This is a genomic window from Sulfitobacter aestuarii (assembly GCF_042685005.1).
Taxonomy (GTDB): Bacteria; Pseudomonadota; Alphaproteobacteria; order Rhodobacterales; family Rhodobacteraceae; genus Sulfitobacter; species Sulfitobacter aestuarii.
This window is the reverse complement of record NZ_JBHUMP010000001.1, coordinates 155,851-175,983: the sequence shown is the minus strand read 5'-3', so window position 1 is coordinate 175,983 and position 20,133 is coordinate 155,851. Positions and strand designations below refer to the sequence as shown.

Below are 20,133 nucleotides of genomic sequence, written 5' to 3'. Positions count from 1 at the left end.
TTAGGTAAGGGTCCCCGGCGGGGCCCGGCAATGTAAAGGGCGCCCAATCATGGCAAAGGCAAAGTTTGAACGTACCAAACCGCACGTCAACATCGGCACGATCGGCCACGTTGACCACGGCAAGACCACGCTGACAGCAGCGATCACCAAGTATTTCGGCGATTTCCGCGCCTATGACCAGATCGACGGCGCGCCCGAAGAGAAGGCCCGCGGCATCACCATCTCGACCGCGCATGTCGAGTATGAGACCGAAGCCCGTCACTACGCGCATGTCGACTGCCCCGGCCACGCCGACTACGTCAAGAACATGATCACCGGTGCAGCGCAGATGGACGGCGCGATCCTGGTGGTGAACGCGGCCGACGGCCCGATGCCCCAGACCCGCGAGCACATCCTGCTCGGCCGTCAGGTCGGTATCCCGAACATGGTCGTCTACATGAACAAGGTTGACCAGGTCGACGACGCCGAGCTGCTCGAGCTGGTGGAAATGGAAATCCGCGAGCTGCTGTCCTCCTATGACTACCCGGGCGACGACATCCCGGTGATCCCGGGCTCCGCCCTGGCCGCCATGGAAGGCAACAACCCGGAGATCGGCGAGGAATCCATCCGCAAGCTGATGGCCGCCGTGGACGAGTATATCCCGACGCCCGAGCGCGCCGTGGACCAGCCCTTCCTGATGCCGGTCGAGGACGTGTTCTCGATCTCCGGCCGCGGTACGGTTGTGACCGGCCGTGTCGAGCGTGGCGTGATCAACGTGGGTGACGAGATCGAGATCGTCGGCATCCGCGACACCAAGAAGACCACCTGCACCGGCGTGGAAATGTTCCGCAAGCTGCTGGACCGCGGTGAGGCGGGCGACAACATCGGCGCGCTGCTGCGCGGTGTCGACCGTGACGGTGTCGAGCGTGGCCAAGTGCTCTGCAAGCCGGGCTCCGTGACCCCGCACACCAAGTTCGAAGCCGAAGCCTATATCCTGACCAAGGATGAAGGTGGCCGTCACACGCCGTTCTTCGCCAACTACCGTCCGCAGTTCTACTTCCGCACCACGGACGTGACCGGCACGGTCAACCTGGCCGAGGGCACCGAGATGGTCATGCCGGGCGACAACGTCTCCTTCGGCGTCGAGCTGATCGCACCGATCGCCATGGAGCAGGGCCTGCGCTTCGCGATCCGCGAAGGCGGCCGCACCGTCGGCGCCGGCGTGGTCTCCAAGATCACGGAATAAGAGGCGACGCGGATCTGGGTCCGCTAAGTCATGAAGGGGGCCGGGTGATCGCAGGATCGCCCGGCCTTTTTCTTTTCGTGCGCTGGCGGGCTTCGTTCAGCCGCCGTCGGTTTGCCTATGGCACCGACCAGGCCGAGAAATCGTGATGTGACATGCCGCGCACCGAATCTGCCGGACCTGCCGAGACCCCGGACATCGGATAGCGGCTTTCATTGGCGCAGCCCGATAACAGCAAGGCGGCGATGGCGAATGTGACGATGGCCCTGAACCTCATGATGAACCCCTTTCGTGGAGATCGGGCACGGGAGGTGTCATTCGTTATCGAGGCCGGTCGTTATACGCCGTGCGGTCTGATGGATTAAAGCGCCACAGCTTGCAGAAACCGGGCGCCGGTGAGGATCCATAGCATTTCGGGGTAGGGTGGTCTGTGAGACATGTCACAGAAGATGTAACCTTTTTCGTCGAAGGACGCCGGGGAAGGACGCCGGGGAAGGACGCCGGGGTCGGCTTTTGCCTGTCTGACCGTCCTCGTTTCGCAGTCGGCCCGCTGCGGGGCCGACTGCGATCGCTTGGAAGTAGCGTTCAGCTCGCCTTGTCGTTGATGCCGCCCTTGGTGGCGATCTCCGTCATGTGGCGGTCGCCGTCATAGGTATGATCAAGCAGGTTCTGCAGCCGCGCGCCGTCGTCATCCTTGCCGAGACGGTTGGCAAAGGCAACGAGACAGCCATAGCCCGCCAGCGCGTAATGGACCATGCGCTGATACTGGGTGATGATCATCGCATCGCGGGTCGCGTCATCGCTGAAACTTTCCTCGAGCGCATGTTTGCGGGCTTCGGTCGCGAGACCCTCCATGCCCTTGCAGTGCTCGCCTTCGGGATCGATGTCATTCTCCGCGCAAAGCGATTTCAATTCGTCCATGCCGCGGCTGATACCCTGGCTGCCCGATTGCAGCGCCTTGCTGAGGTCGCTGTCACTGGCGGCGCGGCCGAGTTCCGTGGTGACTTCGAGGGATTGCTTGCAGGCCGAATAGAGATCCTGAAGCTGATCGTGATAGACGTCGGTCAGATTGTTGAGTGTCATCGGTCTCTCCTGTGTGGTTGGGCTGAGGATTCAGCGAAGAAACGTGTCCCTCGGGCGCAATGTTCCGCCCGGGGCGGATAAATGGCCGATCCATGCCGATCTCCTCTTGATCCGGCGGGCATTTGCGACTACCCCAAGCCCCGGCACAGGGGTTTAGCTCAGTTGGTAGAGCATCGGTCTCCAAAACCGAGGGTCGTGGGTTCGAGTCCCTCAGCCCCTGCCACTTTCCCGCGGTGATGGATCTATTCGGCAGAAGTTGCCAAAGGCGGTGTTTGGGAAGGCGCTCCAGGCTGTGGCACAGCGGCTGCCCGCCTGTCGCCAGCAGGCTTGAAACCGCCGGGCTTTGCCGTTACATCCGGCCAATCTGGCAAAACAGGATACGCGACATGGCCACCACTAATCCGCTTCAGTTCATTCAGCAGGTCCGGGCCGAAGTTGCCAAGGTCGTCTGGCCGACCCGCCGTGAAGTGATGCTGACCACTGTCATGGTGTTCATCCTTGCCGCTTTGACCGCGATCTTCTTCGCGCTGGTCGATATCGCGATCCGCAGCGGCCTGACCGCCGTGCTGAATATCTTCAGCTGACCGTGCGGGTCACTAAAATCGCGTTGAGCACTTGAAAGATCGGGGCGTGCGGGCTATTCGCAGGCCTCACCTGACATAAGGGCGTGCGGCGATTCGTGTTGCGCGCCGATTTTTTGTTCAGGGCGCGGACCGAATGTCCGGGCAGAAGCAGAATTCCGCATGGGTCCCCGGGCCGTGCAAGAGACAAGGACCAAGGATCAAATGGCAAAAAGGTGGTATTCGGTCAGCGTCCTGTCGAACTTCGAGAAGAAGATCGCCGAGCAGATCCGCACATCCGTGGAAGAGCAGGGCCTCGAGAATGACATCGACGAGGTGCTGGTCCCGACAGAAGAGGTGATCGAGGTGCGGCGCGGCAAGAAGGTCTCGACCGAGCGCCGTTTCATGCCGGGCTATGTGCTCGTCCATATGGAGATGTCCGACAAGGGCTATCACCTGATCAACTCGATCAACCGGGTCACCGGCTTCCTCGGCCCGCAGGGTCGTCCGATGCCGATGCGCGATGCCGAGGTTCAGGCGATCCTTGGCCGCGTGCAGGAAGGCGAGGATGCGCCGCGTACGCTGATCCATTTCGAGATCGGCGAGAAGGTAAAGGTCGCCGATGGCCCGTTCGAGGATTTCGACGGGATGATCGAGGAAGTCGACGAAGAGAACCAGCGCCTCAAGGTGTCGGTCTCGATCTTCGGCCGGGAGACTCCGGTCGAACTGGAATTCACTCAGGTCAACAAGCAGATCTGAGTGGGACGATGGGTGCGAGCACCCATCCTACGGTTTAACGACCGTTCATTTGTGGGAGGCGAGGCTACGCGTAGCCGGACCAGACCACGCTAGCCAAGGGCCGCGACGCGTTGCGGTCACGTAGGGTGGGATCGATCCCACCGATGACATAGGAGAAGGCCAATGGCCAAGAAACTCGTCGGTACGATGAAGTTGCAAGTCAAGGCGGGGCAAGCCAACCCGTCCCCGCCCGTCGGTCCCGCTTTGGGCCAGCGCGGCATCAACATCATGGAATTCTGCAAGGCGTTCAACGCCAAGACCGCAGACATGGAGCCGGGCGCACCGTGCCCGACCGTGATCAGCTATTATCAGGACAAGTCCTTCACCATGGACATCAAGACGCCCCCGGCGGCTTATTACCTGAAGAAGGCTGCCAAGGTGAACTCCGGCGCCAAGACGCCGAGCCGCGAGACTGTCGGCACCATCACTGCCAAGCAGGTCCGCGAGATCGCGGAAGCGAAAATGGCCGATCTGAGCGCGAATGACGTTGAATCCGCGATGAAGATCATTCTGGGCTCCGCCCGCTCCATGGGCATCGAGGTGAAGTAAGATGGCAAAAATCGGAAAACGCACCCGCGCCGCACGTGAAGCTTTCGCCGGTAAGGAAGACCTGACCGTCGAGGAGGCCGTGAGCCTGATCAAGTCGAACTCGAGCGTCAAATTCGACGAGACCATCGAGATCGCGATGAACCTCGGCGTCGATCCGCGCCACGCTGACCAGATGGTCCGCGGCGTCGTGGGCCTGCCTAACGGTACCGGCAAGACCATGCGCGTTGCCGTGTTCGCACGTGGCGCCAAGGCTGAAGAGGCCGAGAAGGCCGGTGCCGACATCGTCGGTGCAGAGGACCTGATGGAGACCATCCAGAGCGGCAAGATCGACTTTGATCGCTGCATCGCGACGCCCGACATGATGCCGATCGTCGGTCGTCTGGGTAAGGTTCTGGGCCCGCGCAACCTGATGCCGAACCCCAAGGTCGGTACCGTGACCATGGATGTTGCCGACGCCGTGAAAGCGGCCAAGGGCGGTGAAGTGCAGTTCAAGGCCGAAAAGGGCGGTGTCGTCCACGGAGGCGTTGGCAAGCTGTCCTTTGACGAATCCAAGCTGGCCGAGAACATCCGTGCCTTCGTCGGCGCAGTTTCCAAGGCCAAGCCGACGGGTGCCAAGGGCACCTATCTGAAGAAGATCAACCTGAGCTCCACCATGGGCCCGGGCGTGTCGGTCGCTGTCGAGAACGCGATCGCCGAGTGATTTCGCGGGGAGGGCTTCGCCCCTCCCTGCACCTGAGATCTGTCGGGTTCGCCCGTCAGATGAGCGGGGCCAGAGTATCGGCCCAGCTTCTGTCCGAGACGGAGGGTGCGGCGCAAGCTGCATAATTCCTTCCTGAGATGGGAAACCGGGAATTTACTGCCTTCGGGTGGTTTTGGCCGGGACCCTGACATTGGACCCGAATGGGATGCAAGAGTACGCATCCTGAACTGAGCCGGGGGGAAACCCCCAAATTTGGAGTGAAACTGTGGATAGAGCACAAAAAGAACAGCTGGTCGACGAACTCGGCCAGATCTTTGAAAGCTCTGGCGTCGTTGTGGTCAGCCACTACGTCGGCCTGACAGTTGCTGAAATGCAGGACCTTCGGGCGCGCGCACGCGCTGCCGGTGGGGCCGTGCGTGTTGCCAAGAACAGGCTCGCCAAGATCGCCCTTGAGGGCAAGCCGTGCGAAAGCATTGCCGACCTTCTGACGGGTATGACCGTTCTGACCTATTCCGAAGACCCCGTGGCAGCAGCCAAGGTGGCCCAGGAATTCGCCAAAGAGAATCAGAAATTCGTGATTCTCGGCGGTGCAATGGGTGAGAACGCTCTGGACCAGGCCGGTGTCGAAGCCGTGTCGAAGATGCCCTCGCGCGACGAGCTTATCGCTCAGATCGCAAGCTGCATCGGCGCACCTGCATCGAACATCGCCGGGGCCATTGGCGCACCTGCAAGCAATATCGCATCCATCCTGTCCACCATCGAGGACAAGGCGGCTGCGTAACGCAATTCGTCAAGCTGGCGTTCGGTTGCATACCGGCGTTGGAACACACATATCGTTAACGGAAAGAGCTAAACATGGCTGATCTGAAGAAACTGGCAGAAGAGATCGTTGGTCTGACCCTGCTTGAGGCACAAGAACTGAAAACCATCCTGAAAGACGAGTACGGCATCGAGCCCGCCGCTGGCGGCGCAGTGATGATGGCCGGCCCTGCCGAAGGTGGCGCTGCCGAAGAAGAGAAGACCGAATTCGACGTCGTTCTGAAGAACGCCGGCGCTTCCAAGATCAACGTGATCAAGGAAGTCCGCGGCATCACCGGTCTGGGCCTGAAAGAAGCCAAGGACCTGGTCGAAGCCGGTGGCAAGATCAAAGAAGGCGTGGACAAGGCCGAAGCAGAAGACATCAAGAGCAAGCTGGAAGCAGCTGGCGCCGAAGTCGAGCTGGCCTAAGCCGGGGGTGCGCGTCGCGCACCATTCAAAAGAGGGCTGGACGGGGGCAATCCCTGTCCAGCCTGACCTGTTTTGACGAATGTTCCACGGGGAACATTCCTCTGGATAGGTCCAAATGGTCGGAAGAGCGGCGGTGGGACGCCACTCGAGAATTGACCCGGATTTTCCGCTCTTATGGGCGCGCACCACGGCCCCGGTGGTTGATGCGCTCGGCAAGAGACACGAAAGGTGACACGACACATGGCACAATCCTTCCTTGGCCAGAAACGTCTACGTAAATATTATGGCAAAATCCGCGAAGTGCTGGAGATGCCGAATCTGATCGAGGTTCAGAAATCCTCCTACGACCTGTTCCTTAATTCCGGCGATGCCGAGACCCCGACCGACGGGGAAGGGATCATGGGCGTTTTCCAATCGGTCTTCCCGATCAAGGATTTCAACGAGACTTCGGTCCTGGAATACGTCAAATACGAGCTCGAGAAGCCCAAGTATGACGTAGAGGAATGCCAGCAGCGGGACATGACCTACAGCGCGCCGCTGAAGGTCACCCTGCGGCTGATCGTGTTCGATATCGACGAGGACACCGGCGCCAAGTCGGTCAAGGACATCAAGGAGCAGGACGTCTTCATGGGCGACATGCCCCTGATGACCCCGAACGGCACTTTCATCGTCAACGGCACCGAGCGGGTCATCGTTTCCCAGATGCACCGCTCGCCCGGCGTGTTCTTCGACCATGACAAGGGCAAGACCCATTCCTCGGGCAAGCTCCTGTTCGCCTGCCGCATCATCCCCTACCGCGGCTCCTGGCTCGATTTCGAATTCGACGCCAAGGACATCGTCTATGCCCGTATCGACCGGCGCCGCAAACTGCCGGTGACGACCCTGCTCTATGCCCTGGGGCTGGACCAGGAAGGCATCATGAATGCCTATTACAATACCGTCACTTTCAAGCTTGAGAAGAACAAGGGCTGGGTCGCACCCTTCTTCCCCGACCGGGTGCGCGGCACCCGTCCGACCTATGACCTGATCGACGCCAGCACCGGCGAGATCCTTTTCGAAGCCGGCAAGAAGGTCACCCCCCGGGCCGTCAAGCAGCTGATCGACGAGGACAAGGTCAAGGAGCTGCTGCTGCCCTTCGATCACATCGTCGGCAAATTTGTCGCCAAGGACATCATCAACGAGGAAACCGGCGCGATCTATGTCGAGGCCGGTGACGAGCTGACGCTTGAGTATGACAAGGACGGCGATCTGATCGGTGGCACCGCGAAGGAGCTGATCGACGCGGGCATCACCGAGATCCCGCTGCTCGATATCGACAACGTCAATGTCGGCCCGTACATGCGCAACACCATGGCAAACGACAAGAACATGAACCGCGACACCGCGCTCATGGACATCTACCGGGTCATGCGTCCGGGCGAGCCGCCCACCGTCGAAGCCGCCTCGGCGCTGTTTGACACGCTGTTCTTTGACAGCGAGCGTTATGACCTCTCTGCCGTCGGCCGCGTCAAGATGAACATGCGTCTGGATCTCGACAAGCCCGACACCCAGCGCACGCTCGACCGTGACGATATCGTCGCCTGCGTCAAGGCGCTGGTCGATCTGCGCGACGGCCGTGGCGACATCGACGATATCGACCACCTCGGCAACCGCCGGGTGCGCTCGGTCGGTGAGCTGATGGAAAACCAGTACCGCGTCGGCCTGCTGCGCATGGAGCGTGCGATCAAGGAGCGGATGTCTTCGGTCGAGATCGACACGGTGATGCCGCAGGATCTGATCAACGCCAAACCCGCCGCCGCAGCCGTGCGCGAGTTCTTCGGCTCCTCGCAGCTGTCGCAGTTCATGGACCAGACAAACCCGCTCTCCGAAGTGACGCACAAGCGTCGCCTCTCGGCGCTCGGGCCGGGCGGTCTGACCCGTGAGCGCGCCGGTTTCGAAGTGCGCGACGTGCACCCGACCCACTATGGCCGGATGTGCCCGATCGAGACGCCGGAAGGCCCGAACATCGGTCTGATCAACTCGCTGGCGACCTTTGCGCGCGTCAACAAGTATGGCTTCATCGAAACGCCCTACCGGAAGGTTTCCGGCGGTGTGGTTTCCGATGATGTCCAATACATGTCCGCGACCGAGGAAATGCGTCACACCGTGGCGCAGGCGAACGCCAACCTCGACGAGAACATGAAGTTCGTGAACGACCTCGTCAGCACCCGCCAGTCGGGTGACTACACGCTGGCCCCGTCCGAGAACGTGGACCTGATCGACGTCAGCCCGAAACAGCTGGTCTCGGTAGCGGCCTCGCTGATCCCGTTCCTTGAAAACGACGACGCCAACCGTGCTCTGATGGGCTCGAACATGCAACGCCAGGCCGTGCCGCTGCTGCAGGCGGAAGCACCGCTGGTCGGGACCGGTATCGAAGAAGTCGTGGCCCGGGATTCCGGTGCTGCAATCATGGCGCGCCGCGCCGGTGTCATCGACCAGGTCGATGCCAGCCGGATCGTGATCCGCGCCACTGAAGACCTCGAGCTGGGCGACGCGGGTGTGGACATCTACCGCATGCGCAAGTTCCAGCGCAGCAACCAGAACACCTGTATCAACCAGCGCCCGCTGGTGAAGGTGGGTGACACGGTCCAGAAGGGTCAGGTCGTTGCAGACGGTCCGTCCACCGACATGGGGGAACTGGCGCTCGGCAAGAACGTCGTCGTCGCCTTCATGCCCTGGAACGGCTACAACTACGAGGACTCGATCCTGATCTCCGAGCGCGTCAGCCGGGATGACGTCTTCACCTCGATCCATATCGAGGAATTCGAAGTCGCCGCCCGGGACACCAAGCTGGGGCCGGAAGAGATCACCCGCGACATCCCCAACGTCGGCGAGGAAGCCCTGCGCAACCTCGATGAGGCGGGCATCGTCTATATCGGTGCCGATGTGGAGCCGGGCGACATTCTCGTCGGCAAGATCACTCCGAAGGGTGAAAGCCCGATGACGCCGGAAGAAAAGCTTCTGCGCGCCATCTTCGGTGAGAAAGCCTCCGACGTGCGCGACACCTCTTTGCGGGTGAAGCCGGGCGATTTCGGCACCGTTGTCGAAGTCCGCGTCTTCAACCGTCACGGCGTCGAGAAAGACGAACGTGCGCTGCAGATCGAGCGTGAGGAAGTCGAACGTCTGGCCCGTGACCGGGACGACGAGCTGGCGATCCTCGACCGCAACATCTATGCGCGTCTCCGGGACATGATCCTCGGCAAGGTCGCGGTGAAAGGTCCGAAAGGCGTGAAGGCGCACAGCCAGATCACCGAGGAGCTGCTCGAAAGCCTGTCTCGCGGTCAGTGGTGGCAGCTCGCCCTCGAAGGCGAGGACGACGCCAAGATTGTCGAGGCCCTGAACGAGCAATACGAGATCCAGAAACGGACGCTCGATGCGCGCTTCGAGGACAAGGTCGAGAAAGTACGTCGTGGCGACGATCTGCCCCCGGGCGTGATGAAGATGGTCAAGGTCTTCGTGGCGGTGAAGCGCAAGCTGCAGCCAGGCGACAAGATGGCCGGTCGTCACGGGAACAAGGGTGTAATCTCGAAAGTGGTGCCGATGGAGGACATGCCGTTCCTCGCCGATGGTACCCCGGTCGACTTCTGCCTCAACCCGTTGGGTGTGCCGAGCCGGATGAACGTCGGTCAGATCCTCGAAACCCACATGGGCTGGGCCGCGCGCGGTCTCGGGATCAACGTGGACGAGGCGCTGCAGGAATACCGTCGTTCCGGCGACCTGACTCCGGTGCGCGAGGCGATGCACCACGCCTATGGCGATGATGTCTACGAAGAAGGCATCAAGGACATGGACGAGGCCACGCTGGTAGAGACTGCCAAGACCGTCGTGCGCGGCGTGCCGATCGCGACGCCGGTCTTTGACGGTGCCAAGGAAGCCGATGTGAACGACAGCCTCACGCGGGCCGGTTTCGACACGTCGGGTCAGTCGGTGCTGTTCGATGGCCGGACCGGCGAGCAGTTTGCCCGCCCGGTGACCGTCGGCGTCAAGTACCTGCTGAAGCTGCACCACCTGGTGGACGATAAGATCCACGCGCGTTCGACCGGACCCTACAGCCTCGTCACACAGCAGCCGCTGGGTGGTAAGGCGCAGTTCGGTGGTCAGCGCTTCGGGGAAATGGAGGTCTGGGCTCTGGAAGCCTACGGTGCCGCCTATACCCTGCAGGAAATGCTGACCGTGAAGTCGGACGACGTGGCCGGGCGGACCAAGGTCTATGAAAGCATCGTCAAGGGCGAGGACAATTTCGAGGCGGGCATTCCGGAGAGCTTCAACGTTCTCGTCAAGGAAGTCCGCGGTCTCGGCCTGAATATGGAACTCCTGGATGCGGAGGAGGATGAGTGAGGCACTGATCGGGATTTTTCAAAAATCCCGGTCCGCTTTCTTTTTAAGAAAACGGTTCCCCTCGACCCCAACGCACCCCTTTCAAGGATTTGAAAATGAACCAGGAACTGACAAACAACCCGTTCAACCCGCTCACGCCGCCCAAGGTGTTCGATGAGATCAAGGTCTCTCTGGCCTCGCCGGAGCGGATCCTCAGCTGGTCCTTCGGCGAGATCAAGAAGCCCGAAACCATCAACTACCGCACGTTCAAACCCGAGCGTGACGGCCTGTTCTGCGCGCGTATCTTTGGCCCGATCAAGGATTACGAATGTCTCTGCGGCAAATACAAGCGGATGAAATACCGCGGCGTCGTCTGTGAAAAGTGCGGCGTCGAAGTCACCCTGCAGAAGGTGCGCCGCGAGCGCATGGGCCATATCGAGCTGGCCTCGCCGGTGGCGCATATCTGGTTCCTCAAGTCGTTGCCGTCGCGCATCGGCCTGATGCTGGACATGACCCTGCGGGATCTCGAGCGGGTGCTTTATTTCGAGAATTACGTGGTGATCGAACCCGGCCTGACGGACCTCACCTACGGTCAGATGATGACCGAGGAAGAGTATATGGACGCGCAGGATGCCTATGGCATGGACGCGTTCACGGCCAATATCGGTGCCGAAGCGATCCGGGAGATGCTGGCGGCGATCGATCTCGAAGCCGAGGCCGACCAGCTGCGCGCCGATCTTAAGGAGGCGACAGGTGAGCTGAAGCCGAAGAAGATCATCAAGCGTCTGAAAGTGGTCGAATCCTTCCTGGAATCCGGCAACCGCCCCGAGTGGATGGTGCTGACCGTGATCCCGGTAATTCCGCCGGAACTGCGCCCGCTGGTGCCGCTCGATGGCGGTCGTTTCGCGACCTCCGATCTCAACGATCTCTATCGTCGGGTGATCAACCGGAACAACCGTCTGAAGCGTCTGATCGAGCTGCGCGCGCCTGACATCATCGTGCGCAACGAAAAGCGGATGTTGCAGGAATCCGTCGATGCTCTGTTCGACAACGGCCGCCGTGGCCGCGTCATCACCGGTGCCAACAAGCGTCCGCTGAAGTCGCTGTCTGACATGCTGAAAGGCAAGCAGGGTCGCTTCCGTCAGAACCTTCTGGGTAAGCGAGTCGACTTCTCTGGCCGTTCGGTCATTGTGACCGGCCCGGAGCTCAAACTGCACCAATGCGGTCTGCCCAAAAAGATGGCCTTGGAACTCTTCAAGCCGTTCATCTACTCGCGGCTTGAAGCCAAGGGTCTGTCCTCCACCGTGAAGCAGGCCAAGAAGCTGGTCGAGAAAGAGCGCCCCGAGGTCTGGGACATTCTGGACGAAGTGATCCGTGAACATCCCGTCATGCTGAACCGCGCGCCGACGCTGCACCGTCTGGGCATTCAGGCGTTCGAGCCTGTTCTGATCGAGGGCAAGGCGATCCAGCTCCATCCGCTGGTCTGCTCGGCCTTCAACGCCGACTTTGACGGTGACCAGATGGCCGTGCACGTCCCGCTGAGCCTCGAAGCCCAGCTGGAAGCGCGTGTTCTGATGATGTCGACCAACAACGTGCTTTCGCCCGCCAACGGCGCGCCGATCATCGTGCCGTCGCAGGATATGATCCTCGGTCTTTACTACGTGACCCTGGAACGCGACGGCATGGTTGGCGAAGGCTCGGCGTTCGGCTCGGTCAACGAGGTGCAGCACGCGTTGGAAGCCGGTGCCGTGCATCTGCATTCCAAGATCAAGGCGCGGATCAAGCAGATCGACGAAGAAGGCAACGAGGTGGTCAAGCGTTATGACACCACCCCTGGCCGGATTCTGCTCGGTGCGCTGCTGCCGCTCAACGCCAAGGCGCCGTTCGATCTCGTAAACCGTCTGCTGCGCAAGAAGGAAGTGCAGCAGGTCATCGACACCGTCTACCGCTACTGTGGTCAGAAGGAATCGGTGATTTTCTGCGACCAGATCATGACCATGGGCTTCCGCGAAGCCTTCAAGGCCGGCATCTCCTTTGGCAAGGACGACATGCTGATCCCTGACAATAAGTGGAATCTGGTCGACGAGACCCGCGAACAGGTCAAGGATTTTGAACAGCAGTACATGGACGGTCTGATCACCCAGGGTGAGAAGTACAACAAGGTCGTCGATGCCTGGTCGAAATGTAACGACAAGGTCACGGACGCGATGATGGGGTCGATCTCGGCCACCACCTATAACGACGACGGGTCCGAGAGAGAGCCGAACTCGGTCTATATGATGGCCCATTCCGGTGCGCGTGGCTCGGTCACCCAGATGAAGCAGCTCGGCGGGATGCGCGGCCTGATGGCCAAGCCGAACGGCGACATCATCGAGACGCCGATCATCTCGAACTTCAAGGAAGGTCTGACCGTTCTCGAATATTTCAACTCGACCCACGGTGCGCGGAAAGGTCTGTCGGATACGGCGCTCAAGACCGCGAACTCGGGTTACCTGACCCGGCGTCTGGTGGACGTGGCGCAGGACTGCATCGTGCGCATGCACGATTGCGGTACCGAGACCGCGATCACCGCCGAGGCGGCGGTCAATGACGGCGAGGTTGTTTCCTCGCTGGCCGAGCGTCTGCTTGGCCGGGTGACGGCAGATGACATCCTGCGTCCGGGCACCGACGAGGTGCTGGTGCCGGCGGGCACGCTGATCAACGAGCGCATGTCCGACCTGATTGACGAGGCTGCCGTAGCCTCGGCCCGGATCCGCAGCCCGCTGACATGTGAGGCCGAAGAGGGCGTCTGCGCCATGTGCTATGGTCGTGACCTGGCGCGCGGTACGCTGGTTAACCAGGGCGAGGCCGTCGGTATCATCGCGGCGCAGTCGATCGGTGAACCGGGTACGCAGCTGACGATGCGGACCTTCCACATCGGCGGCGTTGCCCAGGGTGGTCAGCAGTCCTTCCTCGAAGCCAGCCAGCCCGGCAAGATCGTGTTCGAAAACGCGCAGACCCTTGAGAACACCGCCGGTGAGATCATGGTGATGGGCCGGAACATGAAGCTGTCGATCCAGGACGAGAACGGCGAGGAACGTGCCAGCCACAAGGTCGGCTACGGCACCAAGCTCTTCGTCAAGGAAGGCCAGGACGTGCAGCGTGGCGACAAGCTGTTCGAATGGGACCCCTACACCCTGCCGATCATCGCCGAGAAATCCGGTACCACGAAATTCGTCGACCTCGTGTCGGGGATCGCGGTGAAGGACGAGACCGACGATGCTACCGGCATGACCCAGAAGATCGTGATCGACTGGCGCGCGGCCCCCAAGGGCAACGAGCTCAAGCCGGAGATCATTCTGGTCGGCGAAGACGGCGAGCCGGTCCGCAACGATGCGGGCAACCCGGTGACCTATCCGATGTCGGTGGACGCGGTCCTGTCCGTCGAGGACGGCACGCAGATCTCGGCTGGTGACGTGGTCGCACGGATCCCGCGCGAAGGCGCCAAGACCAAGGACATCACCGGCGGTCTGCCGCGTGTGGCCGAACTCTTCGAGGCGCGCCGCCCGAAGGATCACGCCATCATCGCGGAGATCAACGGCTATGTGCGCTACGGCAAGGACTACAAGAACAAGCGCCGTATCGCGATCGAGAGCGCCGATGATCCGGATCACAAGGTCGAGTACATGGTGCCCAAGGGCAAGCACATCCCGGTGGCCGAAGGCGACTATGTGCAGAAGGGTGACTACATCATGGACGGGAACCCCGCGCCGCATGATATTCTCGCCATCATGGGTGTCGAAGCCCTGGCGGAATACATGATCGACGAGGTTCAGGACGTCTATCGCCTGCAGGGTGTGCGGATCAACGACAAGCACATCGAAGTCATCGTGCGCCAGATGCTGCAGAAATGGGAAGTCCAGGACAGCGGCGACACCACGCTGCTCAAGGGCGAGCATGTGGACAAGCAGGAATTTGACGCGGCCAACGAGAAGGCCATTTCGAAGAACGGCCGCCCCGCCAAGGGCGAACCGATCCTGCTCGGCATTACCAAGGCGTCGCTGCAGACCCGCAGCTTCATCTCGGCGGCGTCCTTCCAGGAGACCACCCGCGTGCTGACCGAGGCTTCGGTTCAGGGCAAGCGCGACAAGCTGGTCGGTCTCAAGGAGAACGTCATCGTCGGCCGCCTGATCCCGGCCGGTACCGGTGGGGCGACCCAGCAGATGCGCAAGGTGGCGGCGGATCGCGACAACGTCGTGATCGAGGCGCGCCGGGAAGAGGCGGAAGCCGCGGCGGCCTTGGCAGCACCGACGGCGGATGCCGACGACGTGGTCGGCGGCGATGTCTTCAACACGGTGATCGTTGACGAAGACAGCCGCGATTGATGCAACCGCGCCATAGTTGAAACCGGCCCTCGCACTGTCATGGTGCGGGGGCTTTTTTTATGTCGCGCCACATCCTAGCGTGACCTGCGGACGGGGCCGCACCTGCGCCGCTTCGGGATCTGCAGAGGGCCTTGCCATGTCTCCCAATCTCGGCGGCGCGCTTTTGATGATGGCCTCGATGGCGGCCTTCACGCTCAACGATACCTTGATCAAGCTGACCGCTGGAGCGCTGCCGCTGTTTCAGCTCATTTTCCTGCGCGGGGTGATCACCAGCGCATTGATCCTCGCGCTCTCGGGGCGGCTCGGGCCGATGCATCTGCGCATCGACAGACGCGACTGGGGTCTGATCGCCCTGCGTAGCCTGTCGGAGATCGGCGCGGCCTATCTGTTCCTGACCGCGCTGATCCACATGCCGCTGGCCAATCTGACGGCCATCCTGCAGGTGGTGCCGCTCAGCATCACGCTGGCGAGTGCGCTGGTCTTCAGGGAGCCGGTGGGCTGGCGGCGGATGCTGGCGATCGCGGTCGGTTTCACGGGGGTGCTGCTGATCGTCAAGCCGGGGGCGGAGGGCTTCACCATCTGGTCGCTTTATTCACTTTTGGCGGTGCTCTGCATCACCCTGCGCGACCTGACAACCCGGCGCCTGTCACGCGGCGTGCCGTCGATGTCGGTCACGCTGGTGACCTCGCTGGTGGTCATGACGGCGGCCGGTCTCGGTTCGCTGAGCGATCCCTGGGCGCCGGTCACCGGGGAGCTGGCATTGCTGATCTGTAGTGCCTCGGTTTTCGTGCTCGGCGGGTATTTCTTCAGCATCCAGGTCATGCGGGTCGGCGAGGTCTCCTTCACCGCGCCGTTCCGCTATACGGGCCTGATCTGGGCGCTGCTGCTCGGTTGGCTGGTGTTCGGCGACTGGCCCGGCCCGCTGACCCTGATCGGGGCGGCGATCGTCGTTACCACCGGCCTTTTCAGCCTCTATCGCGAACGCAGGCTGCTTGCCTCCTGAAGCGGCGAGAAGGCGCGTTTCACGGCTTCGTTGTCGATGTTGAACCGGGCCTTGATGTGCCGTTCCCCTGCCGCGTCGAGCAGGGCCAGATGCGGGGTCTTCATCCCCGGCTTCTGCCGTGAATCGTTGAAGGCGTTGTAGCCGCGGATCAGCATGTCCCGTCCGGTGAAGGTCAGCGTCGGCATTTTCTGGGCCAGCTTGCGATGCGCGAAATTCATCACGCTGAGCTGCAGTTCCGGGCGCAGCATCAGCGCCAGCGCGGCCGTGGTATAGGGCGCCTGGGTGGGCGCGACTTCCAGACCCGGCGCTCCGGGCCGCGCGATATAGCCCTGATTGAAGTCGATTGCCACGTGCCGGTGACGTTGCAGCAGGCCTCGTACCTGCTGCGCCGCGGCGCGCAGCTCGGCGACGAAATCGACCGATACGGCGTCATCGTCGTCCATGCGGAACTGCAGGCAGGGCGCGCCGTCGATGCGGCGTTGCTCATTAATCGCTGCCTGCATCACCTGCCGGTGCGGCCCGGGCGGGCGCGCCACCATCACGGCCTGTGGCAGATCGGCCAGCAGATGTTCCAGCCTTGCGCGGTATTCGGGCGGAAGACTGTCGCCGATGACCACCAGCAGGGTGAAATCCGCATCGCTCTGGGCGCGCAGGGGCGGCAGCGTCATGGTCTCGAAACTGGCGAAACGCTGGGCCATCCGCTCGGGCGCATAGAGATAGGCGATCCGCTCGGCCAAGGTCCGGTGTTCGACCTGGAAGCCGCCCTCGCCGGGGTAGGAAAAGCGGCAGATACCGATTACTTGCATGACAGCCGGGCCTTTGTGCGGGGCAGGGGAGCGCGCAGCATTGCAGCGCACCGGGCCGGGCGCAAGACGGGCAGGGCTGTTGACACCGCCTGCGACTCCTTCTATACGCCCGCTATCTCGGAGGTGGGGGTCGCCCCACGAGCCCGATATCATAACTGAAGTGGTCACGATCCGGTCTAATGCTGACCCGATCCTCTGTTACCTCACCGCCTCGTTTTCCTCGGTACGGAAACGTTGCGGTCATTTCGCTTTGCGGACGTGTAAAGTGAGCGATTTTTGAAACCGCATGAGGGTCATCCTCGTGCACACATATGTGAGCTACACGGGGATAATACCGGAATGCCAACGATCCAACAGCTGATCCGCAAGCCGCGGCAGCCCAAAGTCAAACGTTCGAAATCGATGCACCTGCAGGAATGCCCGCAAAAGCGCGGCGTTTGCACACGGGTTTATACCACCACTCCGAAGAAGCCGAACTCGGCGATGCGGAAAGTGGCCAAGGTCCGCCTGACCAATGGCTTCGAAGTGATCTCCTATATCCCGGGCGAAAGCCACAACCTTCAGGAGCACTCTGTGGTTCTGATCCGTGGCGGCCGTGTGAAAGACCTTCCCGGTGTGCGTTACCACATCCTGCGCGGTGTTCTGGATACTCAGGGCGTCAAAGACCGTAAGCAGCGTCGTTCGAAATACGGCGCCAAGCGTCCGAAGTAAGAGGAATCATCAATGTCTCGTCGTCACGCCGCTGAAAAACGCGAAGTTCTGCCCGACGCCAAATATGGCGATCTGGTGCTGACCAAATTCATGAACAACCTGATGATCGACGGCAAGAAGTCGGTCGCAGAGCGTATCGTCTACAACGCGATGACCCGCGTTGAGGACAAGATCAAACGCGCCCCGATCGAAGTCTTCCACGAAGCCCTCGACAACATCAAGCCCTCCGTCGAAGTGCGCTCGCGCCGCGTTGGTGGTGCCACCTATCAGGTCCCGGTCGAAGTGCGCCCCGAGCGTCGCGAAGCCCTGGCGATCCGCTGGCTGATCAAGGCTTCCCGCGCCCGCAACGAGCACACCATGGAAGAGCGTCTCGCCGGTGAGCTGCTGGATGCGGTGCAATCCCGCGGTACCGCGGTGAAGAAGCGCGAAGACACCCACAAGATGGCCGATGCCAACAAGGCGTTCAGCCACTACCGCTGGTAAATTCGAAGATCAGGGCCTCCGCCGTGGAGGCCCTGATGATTTTGACGCAGACACACCTGAGGAAGCAGCCCCATGGCACGCGACTATCCGCTCGATCATTACCGTAACTTCGGCATCATGGCCCATATCGACGCAGGCAAGACCACCTGCTCGGAACGGATCCTTTTCTACACCGGCAAGAACCACGTGATGGGGGAGACCCACGCGGGTGCCTCGACGATGGATTGGATGGAGCAGGAACAGGAGCGCGGCATCACCATTACCTCCGCCGCGACCACCACGTTCTGGCAGCGTCAGGAGGAGCCCACCAAGGAGGGCACCGCCGAAACCAAGTACCGGATGAACATCATCGACACCCCCGGCCACGTGGACTTCACCATTGAAGTCGAGCGTTCGCTGGCGGTTCTTGACGGTGCCGTGGCCGTGCTGGACGCCAATGCCGGCGTCGAGCCGCAGACCGAGACCGTCTGGCGCCAGGCCGACCGCTACAAGGTGCCGCGCGTCGTTTTCGTCAACAAGATGGACAAGATCGGCGCCGACTTCTTCAACTGCGTACGCATGATCAAGGACCGCACCGGGGCGACCCCGGCGCCGATCCAGATTCCGATCGGTGCCGAGAACGAGCTCGAGGGCGTTGTCGATCTGGTGACCATGGAAGAATGGGTCTGGGTGGGCGAAGACCTCGGCGCGAGCTGGGAAAAGCGCCCGATCCGCGAGAGCCTGCAGGAGCTGGCAGCCGAATGGCGCGCCAACCTGATCGAGATCGCCGTCGAAATGGACGACGAGGCGATGGAGAACTACCTGATGGATGGCGCCGAGCCGGACGTCGATACGCTGCGCGGGCTGATCCGCAAGGGCACGCTGGCGATCAAGTTCATTCCGGTGCTCTGTGGTTCCGCGTTCAAGAACAAGGGCGTGCAGCCGCTGCTCAACGCCGTGGTCGATTACCTGCCGAGCCCGCTCGACGTGGTCGATTACATGGGCTTCAAGCCCGGCGACGAGACCGAGACCCGCAACATCGCGCGTCGCGCCGATGACAACATGGCCTTCTCCGGTCTGGCGTTCAAAATCATGAACGACCCCTTCGTCGGTTCGCTGACCTTCACCCGCATCTATTCGGGCCACCTGAAGAAGGGCGAGACGCTGCTGAACTCGACCAAGGGCAAGAAAGAGCGCGTCGGTCGGATGATGATGATGCACGCCATCAACCGCGAAGAGATCGAAGAAGCCTTTGCGGGCGACATCATCGCGCTGGCAGGACTGAAGGACACTACGACCGGTGACACGCTCTGCGCGATCAACGATCCGGTGGTGCTCGAAACCATGACTTTCCCGGATCCGGTGATCGAGATCGCGGTCGAGCCGAAGACGAAGGCCGACCAGGAGAAGATGTCCACCGGTCTGGCGCGTCTGGCCGCCGAGGACCCGTCCTTCCGCGTGGAGACCGATCTTGAATCCGGTCAGACCATCATGAAGGGCATGGGCGAACTTCACCTCGACATCCTCGTCGATCGTCTGAAGCGCGAATTCAAGGTCGAGGCCAACATCGGTGCGCCGCAGGTGGCCTATCGTGAGACCGTGAGCCGTGAGGCGGAGCATACCTACACCCACAAGAAACAGTCGGGTGGTTCGGGTCAGTTCGCCGAGGTCAAGATGATCATCACCCCGACCGAGCCGGGCGAAGGCTTCTCCTTCGAGAGCCGCATCGTCGGCGGCGCGGTGCCCAAGGAATATATTCCGGGCGTTGAAAAAGGTGTGAAGTCGGTCATGGATTCCGGTCCGCTGGCAGGCTTCCCGGTCATCGACTTCAAGGTCGCGCTGATCGACGGCAAGTTCCACGACGTTGACTCCAGCGTCCTTGCCTTCGAAATCGCCGCCCGCCAGTGGATGCGTGAAGCGATGAAGAAAGCAGGCGCCAAGCTGCTCGAGCCGATCATGAAGGTCGAAGTGGTGACGCCGGAAGAATACACCGGTGGCATCATCGGCGACCTGACCTCGCGTCGCGGTCAGGTGCAGGGACAGGATACACGCGGCAATGCCATCGCGATCGACGCCTTCGTGCCGCTGGCCAACATGTTCGGCTACATCAACACCCTGCGGTCGATGTCGTCGGGTCGTGCGAACTTCACCATGCAGTTCGATCACTACGAGCCGGTGCCGCAGAACATCTCCGACGAGATCCAGGCCAAATTCGCATAAACGGGATGGCGGGGTGAACCCCGCCCTACCCACCAACCGTAGGGCGGGGCCCACCCCGCCACCCACGAAAGT

General features: G+C 61.5%; 16 protein-coding genes and 1 tRNA gene. 14 read left to right on the top strand and 3 right to left on the bottom strand.

Annotated features, from left to right (window positions below; all coding sequences use genetic code 11):
* The first annotated feature begins 49 nt into the window (after positions 1-49).
* Positions 50-1,225: an elongation factor Tu gene (gene tuf / locus ACFSUD_RS00865; protein ID WP_386370456.1), complete on the top strand. Its 1,176-nt coding sequence runs from the start codon at positions 50-52 to the stop codon at positions 1,223-1,225.
* 115 nt (positions 1,226-1,340) lie between these two features.
* On the opposite strand, the gene ACFSUD_RS00860 is transcribed toward tuf, so the two are convergent.
* Positions 1,341-1,499 carry a hypothetical protein gene (locus ACFSUD_RS00860; RefSeq protein WP_386370498.1) on the bottom strand — a complete coding sequence of 53 codons (159 nt, stop codon included), beginning with the start codon at positions 1,497-1,499 and terminating at the stop codon, positions 1,341-1,343.
* 308 nt (positions 1,500-1,807) lie between these two features.
* A complete protein-coding gene (locus tag ACFSUD_RS00855) occupies positions 1,808-2,305 on the bottom strand; it encodes a DUF892 family protein (protein ID WP_386370495.1) in 498 nt (165 codons plus the stop codon).
* A 147-nt stretch (positions 2,306-2,452) separates the two neighbouring features.
* Between ACFSUD_RS00855 and ACFSUD_RS00850 the strand changes: the two genes are divergently transcribed.
* From ACFSUD_RS00850 to ACFSUD_RS00805, 10 genes are all read left to right on the top strand, one after another.
* A tRNA-Trp gene (locus ACFSUD_RS00850) sits at positions 2,453-2,528 on the top strand.
* A 163-nt stretch (positions 2,529-2,691) separates the two neighbouring features.
* Positions 2,692-2,889 carry a preprotein translocase subunit SecE gene (gene secE / locus ACFSUD_RS00845; RefSeq protein WP_386370493.1) on the top strand — a complete coding sequence of 66 codons (198 nt, stop codon included), beginning with the start codon at positions 2,692-2,694 and terminating at the stop codon, positions 2,887-2,889.
* A 201-nt stretch (positions 2,890-3,090) separates the two neighbouring features.
* Complete coding sequence (gene nusG / locus ACFSUD_RS00840) at positions 3,091-3,624, top strand: transcription termination/antitermination protein NusG (RefSeq protein ID WP_386370489.1); 534 nt, start codon at positions 3,091-3,093, stop codon at positions 3,622-3,624.
* A gap of 162 nt (positions 3,625-3,786) precedes the next feature.
* Positions 3,787-4,212, top strand: a complete 426-nt coding sequence (gene rplK / locus ACFSUD_RS00835; RefSeq protein ID WP_386370486.1) for a 50S ribosomal protein L11 — start codon at positions 3,787-3,789, stop codon at positions 4,210-4,212.
* Between the two features lies 1 nt (position 4,213).
* On the top strand, positions 4,214-4,912 hold the full coding sequence (gene rplA / locus ACFSUD_RS00830) for a 50S ribosomal protein L1 (protein WP_386370483.1): 699 nt from the start codon (positions 4,214-4,216) through the stop codon (positions 4,910-4,912).
* Between the two features lie 265 nt (positions 4,913-5,177).
* A complete protein-coding gene (gene rplJ / locus ACFSUD_RS00825) occupies positions 5,178-5,693 on the top strand; it encodes a 50S ribosomal protein L10 (RefSeq protein ID WP_386370480.1) in 516 nt (171 codons plus the stop codon).
* A 74-nt stretch (positions 5,694-5,767) separates the two neighbouring features.
* Positions 5,768-6,139, top strand: a complete 372-nt coding sequence (gene rplL, locus ACFSUD_RS00820) for a 50S ribosomal protein L7/L12 (protein WP_386370477.1) — start codon at positions 5,768-5,770, stop codon at positions 6,137-6,139.
* A gap of 240 nt (positions 6,140-6,379) precedes the next feature.
* Positions 6,380-10,516, top strand: coding sequence for a DNA-directed RNA polymerase subunit beta (rpoB, locus tag ACFSUD_RS00815; RefSeq protein ID WP_386370474.1), 4,137 nt, complete (start codon positions 6,380-6,382; stop codon positions 10,514-10,516).
* Positions 10,517-10,611: 95 nt separating this feature from the next.
* Entirely contained in the window at positions 10,612-14,859 is a 4,248-nt protein-coding gene (gene rpoC / locus ACFSUD_RS00810) for a DNA-directed RNA polymerase subunit beta' (protein ID WP_386370471.1), read from the top strand.
* 136 nt (positions 14,860-14,995) lie between these two features.
* The gene (locus tag ACFSUD_RS00805; RefSeq protein WP_386370468.1) at positions 14,996-15,862 is read left to right on the top strand and encodes a DMT family transporter; all 867 of its coding nucleotides are present in this window, start codon (positions 14,996-14,998) and stop codon (positions 15,860-15,862) included.
* On the opposite strand, the gene ACFSUD_RS00800 is transcribed toward ACFSUD_RS00805, so the two are convergent.
* Entirely contained in the window at positions 15,832-16,668 is an 837-nt protein-coding gene (locus tag ACFSUD_RS00800; protein WP_386370465.1) for a putative rhamnosyl transferase, read from the bottom strand. The two genes, ACFSUD_RS00805 and ACFSUD_RS00800, sit on opposite strands and share 31 nt — an antisense overlap.
* 339 nt (positions 16,669-17,007) lie before the next feature.
* Here ACFSUD_RS00800 and rpsL point away from each other — a divergent pair, with 339 nt between their 5' ends.
* From rpsL to fusA, 3 genes are all read left to right on the top strand, one after another.
* Positions 17,008-17,379, top strand: coding sequence for a 30S ribosomal protein S12 (gene rpsL / locus ACFSUD_RS00795; RefSeq protein ID WP_007118826.1), 372 nt, complete (start codon positions 17,008-17,010; stop codon positions 17,377-17,379).
* Between the two features lie 12 nt (positions 17,380-17,391).
* Entirely contained in the window at positions 17,392-17,862 is a 471-nt protein-coding gene (gene rpsG / locus ACFSUD_RS00790) for a 30S ribosomal protein S7 (protein ID WP_386370462.1), read from the top strand.
* Between the two features lie 72 nt (positions 17,863-17,934).
* Positions 17,935-20,061, top strand: a complete 2,127-nt coding sequence (fusA, locus tag ACFSUD_RS00785; RefSeq protein ID WP_386370459.1) for an elongation factor G — start codon at positions 17,935-17,937, stop codon at positions 20,059-20,061.
* Positions 20,062-20,133: the final 72 nt, after the last annotated feature.

What these genes read in the sequence shown, in the direction of transcription:
- ACFSUD_RS00855 (WP_386370495.1), bottom strand. Translation starts at nt 2,305, where the DNA reads ATGACACTCAACAATCTGACCGACGTCTATCACGATCAGCTTCAGGAT.
- ACFSUD_RS00800 (WP_386370465.1), bottom strand. Translation starts at nt 16,668, where the DNA reads ATGCAAGTAATCGGTATCTGCCGCTTTTCCTACCCCGGCGAGGGCGGC.
- fusA (WP_386370459.1), top strand. Translation starts at nt 17,935, where the DNA reads ATGGCACGCGACTATCCGCTCGATCATTACCGTAACTTCGGCATCATG.
- secE (WP_386370493.1), top strand. Translation starts at nt 2,692, where the DNA reads ATGGCCACCACTAATCCGCTTCAGTTCATTCAGCAGGTCCGGGCCGAA.
- rplK (WP_386370486.1), top strand. Translation starts at nt 3,787, where the DNA reads ATGGCCAAGAAACTCGTCGGTACGATGAAGTTGCAAGTCAAGGCGGGG.
- rpsL (WP_007118826.1), top strand. Translation starts at nt 17,008, where the DNA reads ATGCCAACGATCCAACAGCTGATCCGCAAGCCGCGGCAGCCCAAAGTC.
- rpoC (WP_386370471.1), top strand. Translation starts at nt 10,612, where the DNA reads ATGAACCAGGAACTGACAAACAACCCGTTCAACCCGCTCACGCCGCCC.
- rpsG (WP_386370462.1), top strand. Translation starts at nt 17,392, where the DNA reads ATGTCTCGTCGTCACGCCGCTGAAAAACGCGAAGTTCTGCCCGACGCC.
- ACFSUD_RS00805 (WP_386370468.1), top strand. Translation starts at nt 14,996, where the DNA reads ATGTCTCCCAATCTCGGCGGCGCGCTTTTGATGATGGCCTCGATGGCG.
- nusG (WP_386370489.1), top strand. Translation starts at nt 3,091, where the DNA reads ATGGCAAAAAGGTGGTATTCGGTCAGCGTCCTGTCGAACTTCGAGAAG.
- rplA (WP_386370483.1), top strand. Translation starts at nt 4,214, where the DNA reads ATGGCAAAAATCGGAAAACGCACCCGCGCCGCACGTGAAGCTTTCGCC.
- tuf (WP_386370456.1), top strand. Translation starts at nt 50, where the DNA reads ATGGCAAAGGCAAAGTTTGAACGTACCAAACCGCACGTCAACATCGGC.
- rplL (WP_386370477.1), top strand. Translation starts at nt 5,768, where the DNA reads ATGGCTGATCTGAAGAAACTGGCAGAAGAGATCGTTGGTCTGACCCTG.
- ACFSUD_RS00860 (WP_386370498.1), bottom strand. Translation starts at nt 1,499, where the DNA reads ATGAGGTTCAGGGCCATCGTCACATTCGCCATCGCCGCCTTGCTGTTA.
- rpoB (WP_386370474.1), top strand. Translation starts at nt 6,380, where the DNA reads ATGGCACAATCCTTCCTTGGCCAGAAACGTCTACGTAAATATTATGGC.